General features: G+C 65.6%; 16 protein-coding genes. 7 read left to right on the top strand and 9 right to left on the bottom strand.

Features of this window, described 5'->3' with window-relative positions:
• Positions 1-261 precede the first annotated feature (261 nt).
• Positions 262-1,515, top strand: a complete 1,254-nt coding sequence (locus J3U95_RS18670; RefSeq protein ID WP_208280170.1) for a DUF2863 family protein — start codon at positions 262-264, stop codon at positions 1,513-1,515.
• A 6-nt stretch (positions 1,516-1,521) separates the two neighbouring features.
• On the opposite strand, the gene J3U95_RS18665 is transcribed toward J3U95_RS18670, so the two are convergent.
• Positions 1,522-2,487: a LysR family transcriptional regulator gene (locus J3U95_RS18665; protein WP_208280169.1), complete on the bottom strand. Its 966-nt coding sequence runs from the start codon at positions 2,485-2,487 to the stop codon at positions 1,522-1,524.
• A 134-nt stretch (positions 2,488-2,621) separates the two neighbouring features.
• On the opposite strand from J3U95_RS18665, the gene J3U95_RS18660 reads away from it, so the two are divergent.
• The gene (locus J3U95_RS18660; protein ID WP_208280168.1) at positions 2,622-3,365 is read left to right on the top strand and encodes an SDR family oxidoreductase; all 744 of its coding nucleotides are present in this window, start codon (positions 2,622-2,624) and stop codon (positions 3,363-3,365) included.
• A gap of 22 nt (positions 3,366-3,387) precedes the next feature.
• Here J3U95_RS18660 and glf read toward each other — a convergent pair whose 3' ends face one another.
• The 6 genes from glf to J3U95_RS18630 form a co-directional block, all read right to left on the bottom strand.
• Positions 3,388-4,542: a UDP-galactopyranose mutase gene (glf, locus tag J3U95_RS18655; protein WP_208280167.1), complete on the bottom strand. Its 1,155-nt coding sequence runs from the start codon at positions 4,540-4,542 to the stop codon at positions 3,388-3,390.
• Positions 4,543-4,747: 205 nt separating this feature from the next.
• Complete coding sequence (locus J3U95_RS18650; protein ID WP_208280166.1) at positions 4,748-5,917, bottom strand: serine hydrolase domain-containing protein; 1,170 nt, start codon at positions 5,915-5,917, stop codon at positions 4,748-4,750.
• Positions 5,917-6,393: a CYTH domain-containing protein gene (locus tag J3U95_RS18645; RefSeq protein WP_208280165.1), complete on the bottom strand. Its 477-nt coding sequence runs from the start codon at positions 6,391-6,393 to the stop codon at positions 5,917-5,919. The genes J3U95_RS18650 and J3U95_RS18645 overlap by 1 nt, the downstream gene beginning before the upstream one ends.
• 4 nt (positions 6,394-6,397) lie before the next feature.
• The gene (locus tag J3U95_RS18640; RefSeq protein ID WP_208280164.1) at positions 6,398-7,519 is read right to left on the bottom strand and encodes a M14 family metallopeptidase; all 1,122 of its coding nucleotides are present in this window, start codon (positions 7,517-7,519) and stop codon (positions 6,398-6,400) included.
• A gap of 153 nt (positions 7,520-7,672) precedes the next feature.
• Positions 7,673-8,077 carry a hypothetical protein gene (locus J3U95_RS18635; protein WP_370662083.1) on the bottom strand — a complete coding sequence of 135 codons (405 nt, stop codon included), beginning with the start codon at positions 8,075-8,077 and terminating at the stop codon, positions 7,673-7,675.
• Between the two features lie 153 nt (positions 8,078-8,230).
• Positions 8,231-8,554, bottom strand: coding sequence for a KGG domain-containing protein (locus tag J3U95_RS18630; RefSeq protein WP_208280163.1), 324 nt, complete (start codon positions 8,552-8,554; stop codon positions 8,231-8,233).
• Between the two features lie 337 nt (positions 8,555-8,891).
• Between J3U95_RS18630 and J3U95_RS18625 the strand changes: the two genes are divergently transcribed.
• From J3U95_RS18625 to J3U95_RS18615, 3 genes are all read left to right on the top strand, one after another.
• Complete coding sequence (locus J3U95_RS18625) at positions 8,892-9,773, top strand: hypothetical protein (RefSeq protein WP_208280162.1); 882 nt, start codon at positions 8,892-8,894, stop codon at positions 9,771-9,773.
• A 200-nt stretch (positions 9,774-9,973) separates the two neighbouring features.
• Entirely contained in the window at positions 9,974-10,981 is a 1,008-nt protein-coding gene (locus J3U95_RS18620; RefSeq protein ID WP_208280161.1) for a glycosyltransferase family 2 protein, read from the top strand.
• A 17-nt stretch (positions 10,982-10,998) separates the two neighbouring features.
• Positions 10,999-11,598 (top strand): D-glycero-alpha-D-manno-heptose-1,7-bisphosphate 7-phosphatase, encoded by a 600-nt coding sequence (locus J3U95_RS18615; RefSeq protein ID WP_208280160.1) that lies wholly within the window; start codon positions 10,999-11,001, stop codon positions 11,596-11,598.
• Positions 11,599-11,638: 40 nt separating this feature from the next.
• Here J3U95_RS18615 and J3U95_RS18610 read toward each other — a convergent pair whose 3' ends face one another.
• Positions 11,639-12,334: a cation efflux transmembrane domain-containing protein gene (locus tag J3U95_RS18610; RefSeq protein WP_208280159.1), complete on the bottom strand. Its 696-nt coding sequence runs from the start codon at positions 12,332-12,334 to the stop codon at positions 11,639-11,641.
• 61 nt (positions 12,335-12,395) lie between these two features.
• On the opposite strand from J3U95_RS18610, the gene cadR reads away from it, so the two are divergent.
• On the top strand, positions 12,396-12,803 hold the full coding sequence (gene cadR / locus J3U95_RS18605; protein WP_208280158.1) for a Cd(II)/Pb(II)-responsive transcriptional regulator: 408 nt from the start codon (positions 12,396-12,398) through the stop codon (positions 12,801-12,803).
• A 7-nt stretch (positions 12,804-12,810) separates the two neighbouring features.
• On the opposite strand, the gene J3U95_RS18600 is transcribed toward cadR, so the two are convergent.
• Positions 12,811-13,080, bottom strand: a complete 270-nt coding sequence (locus J3U95_RS18600; RefSeq protein ID WP_208280157.1) for a hypothetical protein — start codon at positions 13,078-13,080, stop codon at positions 12,811-12,813.
• Positions 13,081-13,349: 269 nt separating this feature from the next.
• Here J3U95_RS18600 and J3U95_RS18595 point away from each other — a divergent pair, with 269 nt between their 5' ends.
• Complete coding sequence (locus J3U95_RS18595) at positions 13,350-14,369, top strand: transporter (protein WP_208280156.1); 1,020 nt, start codon at positions 13,350-13,352, stop codon at positions 14,367-14,369.
• Positions 14,370-14,371 lie beyond the last annotated feature (2 nt).

Below are 14,371 nucleotides of genomic sequence, written 5' to 3'. Positions count from 1 at the left end.
TGCAACGCAACTTGGAAACACAAGTTGAACACTCCAATCGTTCTTCCCAAACATGTTTGAATGAGAATTATTCTCATTATGTACCCTGTTCGCGCATTGTGCAAGCGTTTGCGTGCGCCTCTTTCGCGGGGCTGTCGCCCGGCCTTCATGACAGCCATTGTTCATGACCTGTGGCCGAATCAACTACAATACCGGGGATATGGGTTTATCATCACCCCTCGGACTTTCGAAACATTCACTGACAAGAGACCCACCAGCGCCATGCGTCGTCCTTCCAAAGATTCAACTCCAAAACTTTCCGCAGAAAGCCAGCGCCTCGTCAGCCTCTCGCAAGCCCTCATGCAAGCTGCCAGCCGTGCTGAAGAACGTGCGTGGGAACACCAACTCGACACGTGCCTGCAAAAGCTGCTCAAGACCAACCACCAGGACAGCATCGACGCCGCCCTGAACGCCCTGTTCAAGGACGACCTGGCCTCGTACGACGTGCTGATGGATACCGTCGAAGCGGTCAGCGAATCGGCCACCATGGTCGAGCAAGGCGAGCACGGCGACGTCACCTGGCAGGCGCTGCTGGTCGCGGCGCCGATCCTGGCCTGGACCCGCTTCTCGATCGCCACCGGCACCATCCCGAACGACTTGCTGTCGACCCTGGGCGCCCACTTCTCGGCCCACCTGCTGGCCGACGGCACCAAGATGGCGATCGCGCCCACCCTGTATTCGCTCGACCAGCTGCCGCGCACCCACGCCGAAACCGCGGCGCTGACGCAGAAGCTGGCCGCCGCCGCCCACAAGGGCGGCACCATCAAGCCGGCCCAGCACCTGGACGAGACCGCGCCCTTCCTGGCCGATACCCGCTATCTGCTGATCGCGATCGTCGCCCCTGCCGGCGAGCCGCTGTTCCGCTGGCAAGAGCCGCAGCACCATCTGCGTTTCGCCGACGAGCGCAACCGCAGCCTCGAGCAGTGGCGCGCCCAGGCCACCGCGAATATCGCGCGCCTGCTGCCGGGCTGCGGCATCGAGCTGCTGCTGCCGGAAGCGTATTACGTCGCCTGCCGCGAAGCCGACAAGCTGATCCGCCCGATCTCGATCCGCGCCGCCGTGCACTACCTGACCAATACGCTGGGCGTGGAAGCGTCCGACCTGCGCGCCGTGATCGCCGGCTTCGGCGAAGAGTCGCCGGACATCCAGATCGACGAATACCGCGTTTCGTTCACCATGCGCCAGAGCGCCGACGTGGTGTATGGCATCGTCTGGCCGCTGTACGGCCAGGAAGACGAGAACGGCACGCCGATGGAAGGCCCGCTGGCGGTCAGCGCCACGCCGCTGTCCCCGATCAACGAGATCGCGGCCCACCTCAACGATGCCGGCATCGCCCATATCAAGCGCATCAACGAGCGCTACGTCGCCGAGTATTGCGACGACTGCGGCGCGCCGCTGTTCGCCGATCCGACCGGCGAACTGGTGCATGCCGAGATGCCGGAAGACGCGCCGGCCGGCACCGAGCACTTCCACTGATGTCGTTCAGGCTCCCGCTGCAGCGGGAGCCTCCCCTGCCGAACCCTCCGGCGTCATGAACTGCCGCGCCAGCCCCTGTTCCTCGAAACGCTCGACGATAAAGTCGATGAAGACACGCGTCTTGGCCGGCAACAGCCTGCGGCTCGCGTAATACAGGCAAAGCGCCCGCCCCTCCACGAACCAGCCCGGCAACACGTCGACCAGCGCCCCGCTGCGCAGGAACGGTTGCGCATGCGGCAACGGCAGCACCGCGATCCCGATACCGGCCAGCGCCGCCTGGGCCATCGCCTCGGGATCGTCGCACACCAGCGCCGTGCGCAGGTCGGCCGGCGCCTGGCGCCCGTCGTCGCGGCGCAGGGTCCAGCTCAGCAGCCGGCCGCTGCCAACCGCGCGGCGGGCGATGCCGTCGTGCCTTGCCAGGCCGTCCGGATCGAGCGGCCAGCCGCGCCGCTCGAGGTAGGCCGGGCTGGCCACGACGATGCTGCGCACGGTAGTCAGTTCGCGCGCCACCATGCCCTCGTTCAGGTCAACGCCGCCGCCGATCGCCACGTCGAAGCCCTCCTTGACCAGGTCGACCTGGCGGTTGTCGAAATGCAGGTCGGGAACGATGGCCGGATAGCGCTTGAGAAAATCCTCCAGCATCGGCACGAAATAAGTCCGCCCGACCAGCGGCGCCATGCCGATCTTCAGGGTGCCGCCCGGCTGGCCGGCGCCCTGGCGCGTGGCCAGCGTCGCTTCTTCGATCCGGCGCCAGGGCTCGGCCACTTCATGCAGATAGCGTTCGCCCTCGGCCGTGAGCCGCAACTGGCGCGTGGTGCGCTGGAACAGGCGCACGCCCAGGTGCTGCTCGAGGCGGGCGACGTTCTTGCTGACAGCGGCCGGACTCAAACCCAGCCGGCGCGCGGCGGGCGAAAAACCGCGCTCCTCGGCGCTGTAGATGAACGAGACGAGGTGGCTGATCGATTCCGGCATGGCGGTGTCTGGAGGGTAGCGATCCGGGGATTTTATACCTGCGGTTGAGAGTCATACGACTTTGGACTGGCTAGTTTCAACCCCTGGTCGGCAGCATACTGCCGACTCGTCCAATCATTCACAGGGAGTCCATCATGAACAAGGCATTCGAAGGCAAGGTTGCTGTCGTCACCGGCGGTTCGCGCGGCATTGGCGCCGCCATCGCGAAGAGGCTTGCCAGCCAGGGCGCGCACGTGGCGCTGACCTACCAGCAATCGGCCGGCGCTGCCGAAACGCTGGTGGCGGACATCCAGGCGCAAGGGGGCAGCGCCGAAGCGATCCGCAGCGACGCCGCCGATCCGGCCGCGATCGAGGCCGCGATCGCCCGCGTCGCGCAATCGCGCGGCCGCATCGACATCCTGGTCAACAATGCCGGCGTCGCCGTGTTCGGGGCGGTCGACGACTTTTCGCTGGAGGATTTCGACAAGACCGTCAACGTCAACGTGCGCGCCGTCTTCGCCGGCGTGAAGGCGGCGCTGCCGCATATGAAGGAAGGCGGACGTATCGTCAACATCAGCAGCACCAATGCGCTGCGCATGCCGATGGTGGGCGGGTCGGTGTATGCAATGAGCAAGTCGGCCCTGAGCGGCCTGACCCAGGGACTGGCGCGCGAACTGGGACCGCGCGGCATCACGATCAATAATGTGCTGCCCGGCCCGGTCGACACCGACATGAACCCGGAAAAGACCGAGTTCGGCGCCGGCCTGCACGACTATATGGCGATCAAGCGCCACGGCCGCCCCGAAGAGATCGCGGCCATGGTCGCCTACCTGGCCGGACCGGAAGCCGCCTACGTCACCGGCGCCGACCTGTTGATCGACGGCGGTTTCGCCGCCTGAGCGCGGCCTGGGCGCGACGGCCTTACGCCATCGGATCGATGGTGAAGGCCGGCATGCGCTCGCCGTTCTTCGCGGTTTCGAGGAATTTGTCGGAAGTGAGCAGCGCTTCGTGGATGGTGACGTCCATGTCCAGGTAGCGGTAAGTCCCCAGGCGGCCGACGAAGGTGACGTTTTCTTCGTTCTTCGCTTTGTTGACGTACAGCTCCAGCTGCGCCTTCTCGCGCGTCTGGCGGATCGGGTAGTACGGAACATCTTTCTCTTCGCACTGGCGGCTGTACTCGGCGTAGCAGATGGTCTTCTCGTGCTTTTCCCACGGCGAGAAGTGCTTGTGCTCGGTGATGCGGGTGTATTTCTTTTCGTCGTCGCAGTAATTGATGACGGCATTGCCCTGGTAGTCGCCGTCGGCGCGGAAGGTTTCGAAGTCCAGCGTGCGGTAAGGCAGACGGCCCTCTTCGTGCTTGAACCAGGCGTCGATCGGGCCGCTGTAGAACACGTGGGCGTAGTTGCCTTTGTCCGCCGGGTCGAAGGCCGTGCTCAGGTGCACGGTCACGCCTGGCACGTCGAGGATGTTCTGGACCAGCGCCGTGTAGCCGTCGGCCGGCATGCCCTGGTATTTATGGTTGAAGTAATTGTCGTCGTAATTGAAACGCACCGGCAGGCGCTTGAGGATGCTGGCCGGCAGCTCGCTCGGGTGCAGGCCCCACTGCTTGATCGTATAGGTCTTGAAGAAGGCCTCGTACAGTTCGCGGCCGACGAAGCGCAGTGCCTGCTCTTCGAAGGTGGTCGGGTTCTCGATCGACTTGTCGCCCAGGTTCTGCAGGAATTCCTGCGCCTCGGCCGGGCCCATGGTCTTGTTGAAGAACTGGTTGATGGTCAACAGGTTGATCGGCAGGGTGAAGACCTTGCCGCCGGTGATGGCCTTGACGCGATTGACGTAAGGCTTGAACTCGGCATAGCGGTTGACGAATTCCCAGGCGCGCTCGTTATCGGTGTGGAAGATGTGGGGACCGTAGACGTGGACCATGACGCCGGTCTCGGCATCGCGTTCCGAGTAGCAGTTGCCGGCGATGTGGGGACGCGACTCGAACACGTCGACGGTATAGCCGGCCTGCGCCAGCTGGTTTGCGATCACGGCCCCGGAGAATCCAGCGCCGACGATGGCGATATTCTTGTTCATTCTTGTGTGTCCTGGTGGTGTTGGCAATGCCGGAGCGTATGCCTCACCTTGACCCGACCTGGGATTACTTCAAGAACAAATTGTCGGGTCAATCTCGGACACACAACACCGCATCGCGGGAGAATTTAATGATAAAAATATATCATTCAAATCCCGTTTTGCTCCGCACAATTGGAGCGGCCCGCGTTGCAGATATTGAATGTGTTTATTTGCGAATGGCAGCGATCACGCGCGTGGCGAACTCGGCCGCATTGCCGGCATGCCAGCGCCAGACGATCACCAGGTCATGCTCTGGCGAAACGACGATGTCATTGCTGCCCGCCCCCAGCGCCGCGAAGGCGGTGGCCGGCATTCCTGGCAGGTTCTTACCCTTGGTATTGAGCCACCACAGGTAGCCATAATCCGGGCCGTGGGCGCTTGGGGTGAGCGCTTCCTTCACGTAGGACGCCGGCAGGATCTGCTTGCCGCCCCAGTTGCCCCCGTTCAGCCACAGGTAGCCGAAGCGGGCCATGTCCCAGCTGTCGATCCACATGCCGCCACCCCAGCGCGTGCCGCCGCTGACCGATGGCACCTGCTTGCCGTTCACTTCGACATAGCTGTTATGGTAAGGAACCCACTTCCACGTCGGCGAGGCGCCGATCGGATCCATGACCTGCTGCTGGAACACCTCCGGCACGGACTGGCCGAACACGCGCAGCAGCGACAGCGCGAAACGGTTCACGCGGGTGTCGTTGTATTCATAGAAGGTGCCCGGCGCCTTGATCGCGCGCGGCTTCTTCTCGCCCTTGCCGAACGCCTCCTTGCCGATGAAATTGCTGTGCTTGCCCCACAGCTCGCCTTCCCACTCGGACTCCTGCTGCAGATGCTGCTTCCAGGTGACGGGGGCGTTGTGCGGCGCCGCGTAGCCGCCGTCGTTGACCGTCTTTGCCACCGGGTCATTGACCTGGATACGGCCGTCGCGCACCGCCACGCCGGCAACCGTCGCCAGCATGCTCTTGGCCACCGAATAGGTCGGGTCGACGAAACGCGTATCGCCGAACTCGGCCACCACATAGCCCTTGTAGATCACGACGCCATTGGTATGGGCGCGCTTCGTCGGCATCGAGCCCAGGCGGGTGCCGAAGATCGCTTCCTGGTCGGACAGGTCGAGCGGACGCTCGGTCTCCCGCGACTGCGCGAACTGGACGGCCGCGGCCAGGGCCGCCGGGTCCATGCCCAGCTGGGCCGGATCCTTGCGGGCCCACTCGCCGGCCGGCGGAAAGTAGGCGTTGTCGGCGGCGAACGCGCCGGTGGCTGGCAGCGCCAGGCCCAGTGCGGTGGTGAGGGAGAGTGCGAGCAGGCTGCGGCGTGCGGTTATTGGCAAAGCAGTCGTCATTATTTGGTATCGGTCCAGGTGGAATACGGAGAACGGATCAGGTTGGAGTTGTAATAGCGCTTGTCGCCGGTGACTTCCTGGCCGATCCAGTCCGGCTTGTCGAAGACGGCGTCTTCAGCCGGCAGCTCGATCTCGGCCACCACCAGGCCCGCGTTCTCGCCCAGGAATTCGTCGACTTCCCAGGTGAAGCCCGCGTGCTCGATACGGCGCCGGTATTTTTCCACCAGCGGCCGCTCGCACAGGCGGTCGAGCAGTTCGGCAGCGTCTTCGAGCGGAATCGCGTATTCCCACTCCCCGCGCGATGCCCCTTCGCTCTTGCTCTTGATGGTCAGCACGCCCTGCTCACCCTCGATGCGCACGCGCACCGTGCGCATCGGGTCGGCCGTCAGGTAGCCCTGGCGCAGCAGGACGGGCGTGCCCAGCTGGCGCCAGGCCTCGGTCGCGAGCAGGAACTTGCGTTCGATTTCAACGCCCACGAGATCAGCCCAGCGCCTGCAGGATCGGCTGCAGCATCGCCGCGCCCAGGCCCGCGCTGCGCGCGCCATTCCAGCCCACGTGCGGGTCGGGCAGGTTGGCGTTGTCCTTGAACGGCATCTCGAGCGTCAGCGACAGGCATTTGTAGTGGTGGCCGACGTACTTCGAGGCCAGCGTCAAGAGCTCGTCGTTGTACTTGCTGGCGGCGTAGCCGTATTCCTTCTGGAAGTCCGGGCTGCAAGAGATATAACGGTCGATGAAGGTGCTCTGCTCCAGCGCGCGCTCGGCGGTGAAGTCTTCGAGCATCTCGCAGCCGGCCACGAAGTTGTAGGGCAGCGCCTCGTCGCCGTGGATGTCGAAGAACATGTCGATGCCGACTTCCTCGATCTTGTTCTTGACGCACAGGACTTCAGGGCTGCGCTCGAGCGATGGGTTCATCCACTCGCGGTTGAGGTTGGCGCCGGCGGCATTGGTGCGCAGGTTGCCGCGCACCGAACCGTCCGGGTTCATGTTCGGCACGATGTAGAACACGGCGCGCTGCAGGAGCTTGCGCGCGACCGGATTGGCGTTGTCGAGCAGCGCATCCATCATGCCTTCGACGAACCACTCGGCCATCGATTCGCCCGGGTGCTGGCGGGCGATGACCCAGATTTTTTTCTCGGCCTGCGGATTGCCGATCACCACCAGGTTCATGTCGCGGCCGTCGACCGTGCTGCCGATGTCGTGCACGCGTGCGATCGGGTTCTCGGCCACTTCGCCCAGCAGGCGCAGGTGGCGCTCCCAGGTGTAGGGTTCGAAATAGGCGTAGTAGACGCTGTCCAGTTCCGGGGTGTGCTCGATCGTCATCACCTGGCCGTCGAAGCTGGTGGGGACGCGGAACCAGTTCTCGGTGTCGTAGCTGGCCACCGCCTGGTAGCCCTCGAAGCCCTTCGGATAGGTGGCCTGGCCGGCGTTCAGGAAGCGCATCGTCACAGCCTGGCCGCGCGCGCCCTGCAGGCGGAAGTGGAACCACTGGTGGATGTCGGCGTGCGAATCCTTGCGCAGGTTCAGGTCGATCTGTTTGGCGTTGTCGGCGCGGACGACGTCGATCGAGCCGGAGTCGAACATCGTGCTGATCTTGATGGGCATCGTGGGATCCTTTCATGGCCCGTCGCGGTGGACGGTGTGCAAATATCGGGGCGTCGGGCGCCTGCCCGACGATTAGTGCATTAGCAGCGCCGGCCATGATACCGGATCGGCCACGCCGAGCGCCGATGCCGGGCCGGGGTGGGAGCGCGCGTTTTACTCAGCGTCGAGGTCGATCAGGTCCTTGGTGTACATGGTCATGATCTGGCGCATCAGTTCGACGTTGCCGCGGTCGAGGACGACGGTCAGCTCGGGCTTGCGGTCGAGCACGAAGGTCATGCGGATCGCGCCCGGCAGTTCCTTGCAGTTCACGTACTGCGCGCGCGGCACGTTGGGGCTGTCCCAATCGGCCTGGGTGATGCCGGGACCGGCAGGCGGCGCCTTCAGCTGCGGATCGCGGTTGACCGGCAAGTGCTTGAGCAGCCAGAACACGATCGAGGCCGGGATGTGGATGCACAGGTCGCTCGCGCCCTGGCTGGAGAACTTGGTGAGCAACAGGTTGCCGACCCGGTCGCAGGACATGGACAGGCTCTTGACTTGACGAATGACCGCTGGTTTCACGACGTTGATCCTTGGGGGAAGGTTGAAAAAGGCGCAGCGATTCTACCCCATCCCATTCGCGTTTTGTGTGTATTGAAGGCAAAACGAAAGCAAAACGGGAAGCTCGTGGCTTCCCGTTCCTTGCCTGCCGCCGGCCTTCAGCCGGCCGCGTGGTTACTCTTTCGAGCCGCCGCTGCGGTTGCCGCCCTGGGCGCTCTGGCGGTTGCCGCTCTTGCTCGAGGTACGCGATGCCGTGCCTGCGCTGGCGTTGGCCGACTGGCGGTTTCCGTGGCTCAAGCTGCCGGCGCGGCGGGCTTCTTCCGACGTGAATTCGTGGGCGGTGCCCTTGGCGTGGGCCGCCTTGCCGCCCTGGCTGGCGATTTCGCGCTGGCGCGCCGGATCCATCGAGGCGAAGCCGCGATTGCGGGTGCCGCTGGCGGTGCTCTGGCTATTGCCTTGGTTGCCAGTTTGCTTGTTACCTTGGTTGCTTGAGGCCATGATGACGTTCTCCCTTATAGACTTGTGGAAACCGCCGCGTCCTGCGGCAGGCTTGAGACCCGATCGCCGCCGGCCATTAGCCGGCGAACGATGAGTCGAAGCCCATCTTAGGCAGGCATCTCCGATGCGGCTATAGGAGCATTTCAGATGACTTTGTAGGACTTTGCGCGACAAATAATGCATCTGCGAAAAACAACTTCCAGTCGTCAACAAACTCGTCAGGACCAGTCCTACACCGCCCCACTACCTCTTCCTATTCTGTGCGGGGTCTGCGGCGCGCATCATGGCTGTATGCGGCAGGAATTCGACCTGCCTGTCTACAGCACAGGAGACCGTCATGGACACCAACAAGCAAGACAAGCACACGCTACCCGGCAACCAGGCCGACTACGGCGCCAATGAAAAAGGCAAGGCCGGCTCGAAGGGCATCACGCGCGATGGCCCGCCCGACCATACCTACCCGAATGCGGCCAGCCGCCAGCACGGTAATTCCGCGATCGACGATTCGGGCGGCAGCCTGGCCCGGGGCGGCTCGATGCAGGGCCAGCAGTCCGGCGGCAGCGGCACCACCCAGGGCGTCACCGACAGCCACGAGCGCCAGATGCAGATGCATTCCGACGCCTGGGGCAAGCTCGAGCAGCCGGTGGGCAACCGCCAGCGCGATACCGGCGTCTCGGTGACCGGCGACGTCCTCAACCGCCAGGGCAAGACCCAGACCGGCGACACGCTCAATCCGCAGGATCCGGCGCATCCGCAGCTGCACGGTACCGAACCGGGCCGCGACGGCCGCGTGCCGGGCACCGTGGCGCCGGAGCCGGTCGGTACCGAGGCCGGCGTGCCGGGCGTGCAGCATGGCGACATCTACGGCAACCGCCAGGGCGCCGGCGACAACCGCGCCGACACCCAGGACGCCAGCGCGAGCCGGGTCCAGCGAGAGGTCGACCGCGAAGCCGCGCAGGGCGCCGAGCCGCGCGACAAAGGCAGCGACGACGTCCACAAGTCAAACAATGTGTCCGGCGGCCTGCCGCGCAGCCCCGGCAACTCGGGTCCGCGCACCGAGGGCGAAGGCTACCAGGTGGGCGGCAGCATGCACGCCGAGCCGAATCCGGTGCACCAGTCGAACGACGCCGCCGGCGGCTACCCGCGCAGCCCGGGCGGCGCCAACAAGCTGGCGGGCGACCGCAAGATGGACGACGACACCGGGTTCTCGCGCGGCTGAGCGCGCGGCTGAGCACGCTCTTTTTTCGCATGACAAGCGGCCCCATCGAGGGCCGCTTGTTTTTTCCGGCATCCGCGTTGATCCATCTCCAAGCCGTACCGGACTGGAGGAACCGGGGCATGCGCAGAGCACTCGAACCACTCGACATCGCCACCATCACGCGGTGGCGCGAAACCAGCGGAGAAACGAGGAGACCTCGCATGCCTGCACCGGACGACGCCCCCAGCAATGCCCTCCCCACGGTTTCCGTGGTGCTGCCGGCCTGCGGCCGCATGGACCTGCTCGACCGCAGCCTGGACGCCCTGATGCGCCAGAGCGTCGATCCGCGCAGCGTCGAAGTCATCGTCGTGGACGACGAACCCAACCACAACACGCTGCACCTGGTGGCCGGCTGGCGCACCCGCACGCTCGAACGCGGGCCGCGCCTGGCCTATGTCGCCAACACCGGGCCGCGCGGGCCGGGCGCCGCGCGCAACCGCGGCTGGCGGGCGGCGCGCGCCGACGTCATCGCCTTCACCAGCGACGATGCCGTGCCCAGCCCCGACTGGCTGGCCCAGGGGCTGGCCGCCTTCGACGAGGGCGCCGCCGTCGTCTGCGGCCGCATCGAGACGCCGGTGCCAGCGCGCCCCACCGACCGCCAGCGCAGCGCGCATGCGCACGAACTCGCCGATTTCACCAGCGCCAACTGCTTCGTCCACAAGCCGGTGCTCGAACGCCTCGACGGCTTCGACGAACGCTTCAGCGTCCAGCGCGGCAGCGACGCCGACCTGCACTTCCGCCTGCTCGAACAGAACATCCGCATCGTGCGCGCGCCGCAGGCGCTGGCCGTGCATCCGGTGCGTCCGGCGCCCTGGGGCGCGAGCCTGCTGCAGATCCGCCACGCCGTGTTCGACGCGCTGCTGTACAAGAAGCACCCGACGCTGTACCGCGAACGCATCGAGGCGGGTCCGTGCTGGGACCACTACGCGATCGTCGCCGCCCTGCTGCTGGCACTGCCCTGCTGGGCGCTGGGCCTGCGCTGGCTGGCCCTGGCCGCCACCCTGGTCTGGCTGGCGCTCACGGTGCGCCTGTGCCTGCGCAGGCTGAAAGGCACGGCCCACAGCGCCTCGCACGTGGCCGAGATGGCGATCACCTCGATCCTGCTGCCGCCACTGTCCGTGTTCTGGCGCCTGACCGGCGCGGTGCGCTACCGCGTTCGCTTCGCCTGATCTTCGCCCGAACTCGCATGAAAGCCATCTTCCTTGACCAGGAGGGCACACTGGTCGACGACATACCATTCAATGCCGAGCCGCGCCGCATCCACCTGGTGAGCGGGGCCGGCGCGGCGCTGCGCATGCTGGCCGAGCTCGACTACCGCCTGTTCGTGGTCTGCAACCAGTCAGGCATTGCGCACGGCTGTTTCACCGAAGCGGCGATGGGCCCCGTTTCCGACCGCCTGAGCGACTTGCTGTTTCGCGAGCAGCTCGTCCTCGCAGGCTATTACTATTGCCCGCACCATCCGCTCGGCACCGTCGGCGACTATGCCTTCGCCTGCGCCTGCCGCAAGCCCTCGCCCGGCATGCTGCTGCGCGCGGCGCACGAGCATGCCATCGACCTGCGCGCGTCCTGGATGATCGGCGACATCCTGCACGACGTCGAGGCCGGCAACCGCGCCGGTTGCCGCACCCTGTTGATCGACAACGGCAGCGAGACCGAATGGCGCGTGGGTCCACGCCGCCTGCCCACGCGCATCGCGCCGGACCTGTACAGCGCGGCCCTGCTGATCGCCGAGCATGGCGAGCGCGAGGACGTGCGGCCGCAGGCAGGCGCGCGTCCTTTGGGATAATGGTGGCCGGCGCTGTTTCCCGGGGCCACGGCGATTCCGGTCAGCCCCGCCGGATCTCGATGATCGGCGACCGCGCCGACGCAGGCTCCAGGGCCGACACCGGCGAGCTTGCCGCCAACGCCTGCTCGCGCAGCTCGCCGCGCGCCTGCCGTATCACTTCGCGCGCCGCCGACAGGCCGAGGCAAGCCATGATGCTGGCCACCACGATATCGGGCCATCCGGCGCGGGTGCCGAACACGCCCAGCGCCGCCAGCATCACGGCCAGGTTGCCGATCATGTCGTTGCGGGTGCACAGCCACACCGAGCGCATATTGGCGTCGCCGTTGCGAAACGCGTACAGCATGGCCGCCACCGCGCCATTGGCAGCCAGCGTCAGCAGGCTGATGGCGCCCATGGTCTGGGCATGCGGCAGGTGGCCGTCGAGGCCGAGCCACAGCGCCCGCGCCAGCACCAGCACGCCGAAGACGCCCATCACGACACCCTTGGCATAGGCCGCACGCGAACGCCACACCACGGCCATGCCCAACACGAACAGCGACACCCCGTAATTGGCGGCGTCACCGAGAAAGTCGACCGAGTCGGCCAGCAGCGACACCGAGCCGGCGGCCAGGCTGCTGGCCAGCTCCACGCCGAACATGGCGAAATTGATGAGCAGCGCCGCCCACAGCACCTTGCGGTAGCGCCCGTCGGGCGGCGGCGTGGACGAACTGCAGGATCCGGAACAGCAAGCAGACATGATCGCACCTCCAATGACAATGACTGCATTAGAATCCCTGTAGTAACTACAAGGTCAAGGGATGAACATGCTGATGCGCATTGGTGAACTGGCGAAACTGACGGGCTGCCAGTCCGAGACGGTCCGCTTCTATGAGCAGAAGGGATTGCTGCCGCCACCGGTCAGGTCGCAGGCAAATTACCGGATGTACGATGCCAGCCACGCCGAGCGGCTTCATTTCATCCGCCGCTGCCGGTCGCTGGGCATGTCCCTTAGTGAAGTGGAAACCCTGCTCGGCTACCAGGACCAGCCGGAGCGGTCCTGCAGCGGTGTCAACGCGCTGGTCGACCATCAGCTGTCCGAGATCGACCGCCAGATCCTCGAACTGAAGGCGCTGCGCACCGAGCTGTCGTCCCTACGTGCGCGCTGCGATTCGACGCGTCCCGCCGGCCAGTGCGCCATCCTGCGCGAGCTGACAGAACACGCCTGAACCTGGATTACATCCTGGGATCGTCGATCACCGCGCGCTCGTCGAGCGCCGCCTGGTCGTCGCCACGCACCTGCTCGCCCATCAGCACGCGATGGATCACCGCGCCATGCACGCCATGCTGCTTGAGGAATTCGACGGCGCTGCGGGTGCCCAGGCTGGCCTGGATGAGGATGCCCTGGCGCACCACATGGGTTGCGCCCGCATAGGGATTGGCAAGGCCATTGTCAGCCATATCGTTCGGCGCCGCGCCGCGGCGATCGATCTGAGAGGTTTGCATCTGTTTCCTTTCGTCGGGCCTTGACAGCCCATCGTGCAGCGCCATGCCCGCCGGGAGGCGCACAAAAAAAATCCGCCGACCGCGAGGCCGACGGAAAAACGCAGTATCCGGTTGAGGGATCACGCGGAGAGACACAGGAGCAATCTTAGCGGCCGATGGTTTCAACTTGATGACAGCGCAAGATTTCCATAATTGCAGGGGGTACTCATCCGCATCGCTCTGCAATTACCCTCTACAATTGCCTATCGTTTATTTACCCAGGAAGGTCAATGGCGCAGATGGCGGCTCCCGGCTTCAGTTACGGCTCCGACGATTCGGGCCTTGTATGGGGATTCCTGTTCCGGCGCGACGCGACCGCGACGCCGATCGGCGTGCACGAGGCGCTGGCCTGGATGCGCGCCCCGCAGCCGGAACAGTTCATCTGGCTGCACTTCAACCTGTCGAACACCGCCAGCGAGCGCTGGCTGCGCAGCCACGCCATGCTGGCCGACGAGTTCTACGAGACGCTGCACCAGGGCTCGCGCTCGACCCGCCTCGAGCTGGCCGACAACGCCCTGATCGCCGTCGTCAATGACGTGCTGCACGGCTTTTCGCTCGACAGCGCCGAGATCTCGACCCTGTGGGTCCACGTTACCCCGCAGGTCGCGATCAGCGCGCGCAGGAAGCCCCTGGCCTCGATCGAGCGCCTGCGCCAGGACGTGCTCCAGGGCGCCCCACTGCGCTCGTCTAGCGAACTCTTGATCCACCTGCTGCGCGACCAGGCCGACGTGCTGGTGAACATCGTGCGCGAGGCGGTGGCGCGAGTCGATACCATCGAAGACCGGTTGCTGGCCGGCCGCCTGACGCGCCAGCGCGAAGACCTCGGTTCGCTGCGCCGGGTACTGGTGCGCCTGCAGCGCCTGCTGGCCCCGGAGCCGGCCGCCCTGTTCCGCCTGCTGCAGCGGCCGCCAGGCTGGGTCGACGGCGACGACCGCCAGGACCTGCGCCAGGCGACCGAGGAATTCACGGTGGTCCTGAGCGACCTGGCCGCGCTGCAGGAGCGCATCAAATTGCTGCAGGAAGAAATCGCCGCCCGCGTCAACGAGGACAATGCCCGCAGCCTGTACCTGTTGACGATCGTGACCGTGATGGCGCTGCCGATCAACCTGATCGCCGGCCTGCTCGGCATGAACGTGGGCGGCATCCCGCTGGCAGACGAGAGTCACGGCTTCTGGATCGCACTAGGCCTGGTCGCGGCCTTCACCACCGTGGCCGGCTGGCTGCTGTTGCGGCTGCAGCGCCAGCGCTGAAT

Source organism: Massilia oculi (genome assembly GCF_017582745.1).
GTDB lineage: Bacteria > Pseudomonadota > Gammaproteobacteria > Burkholderiales > Burkholderiaceae_D > Telluria > Telluria oculi_A.
Note: the sequence above shows the minus strand (reverse complement) of the source record. Positions and strands in the feature narration are given on the sequence as shown.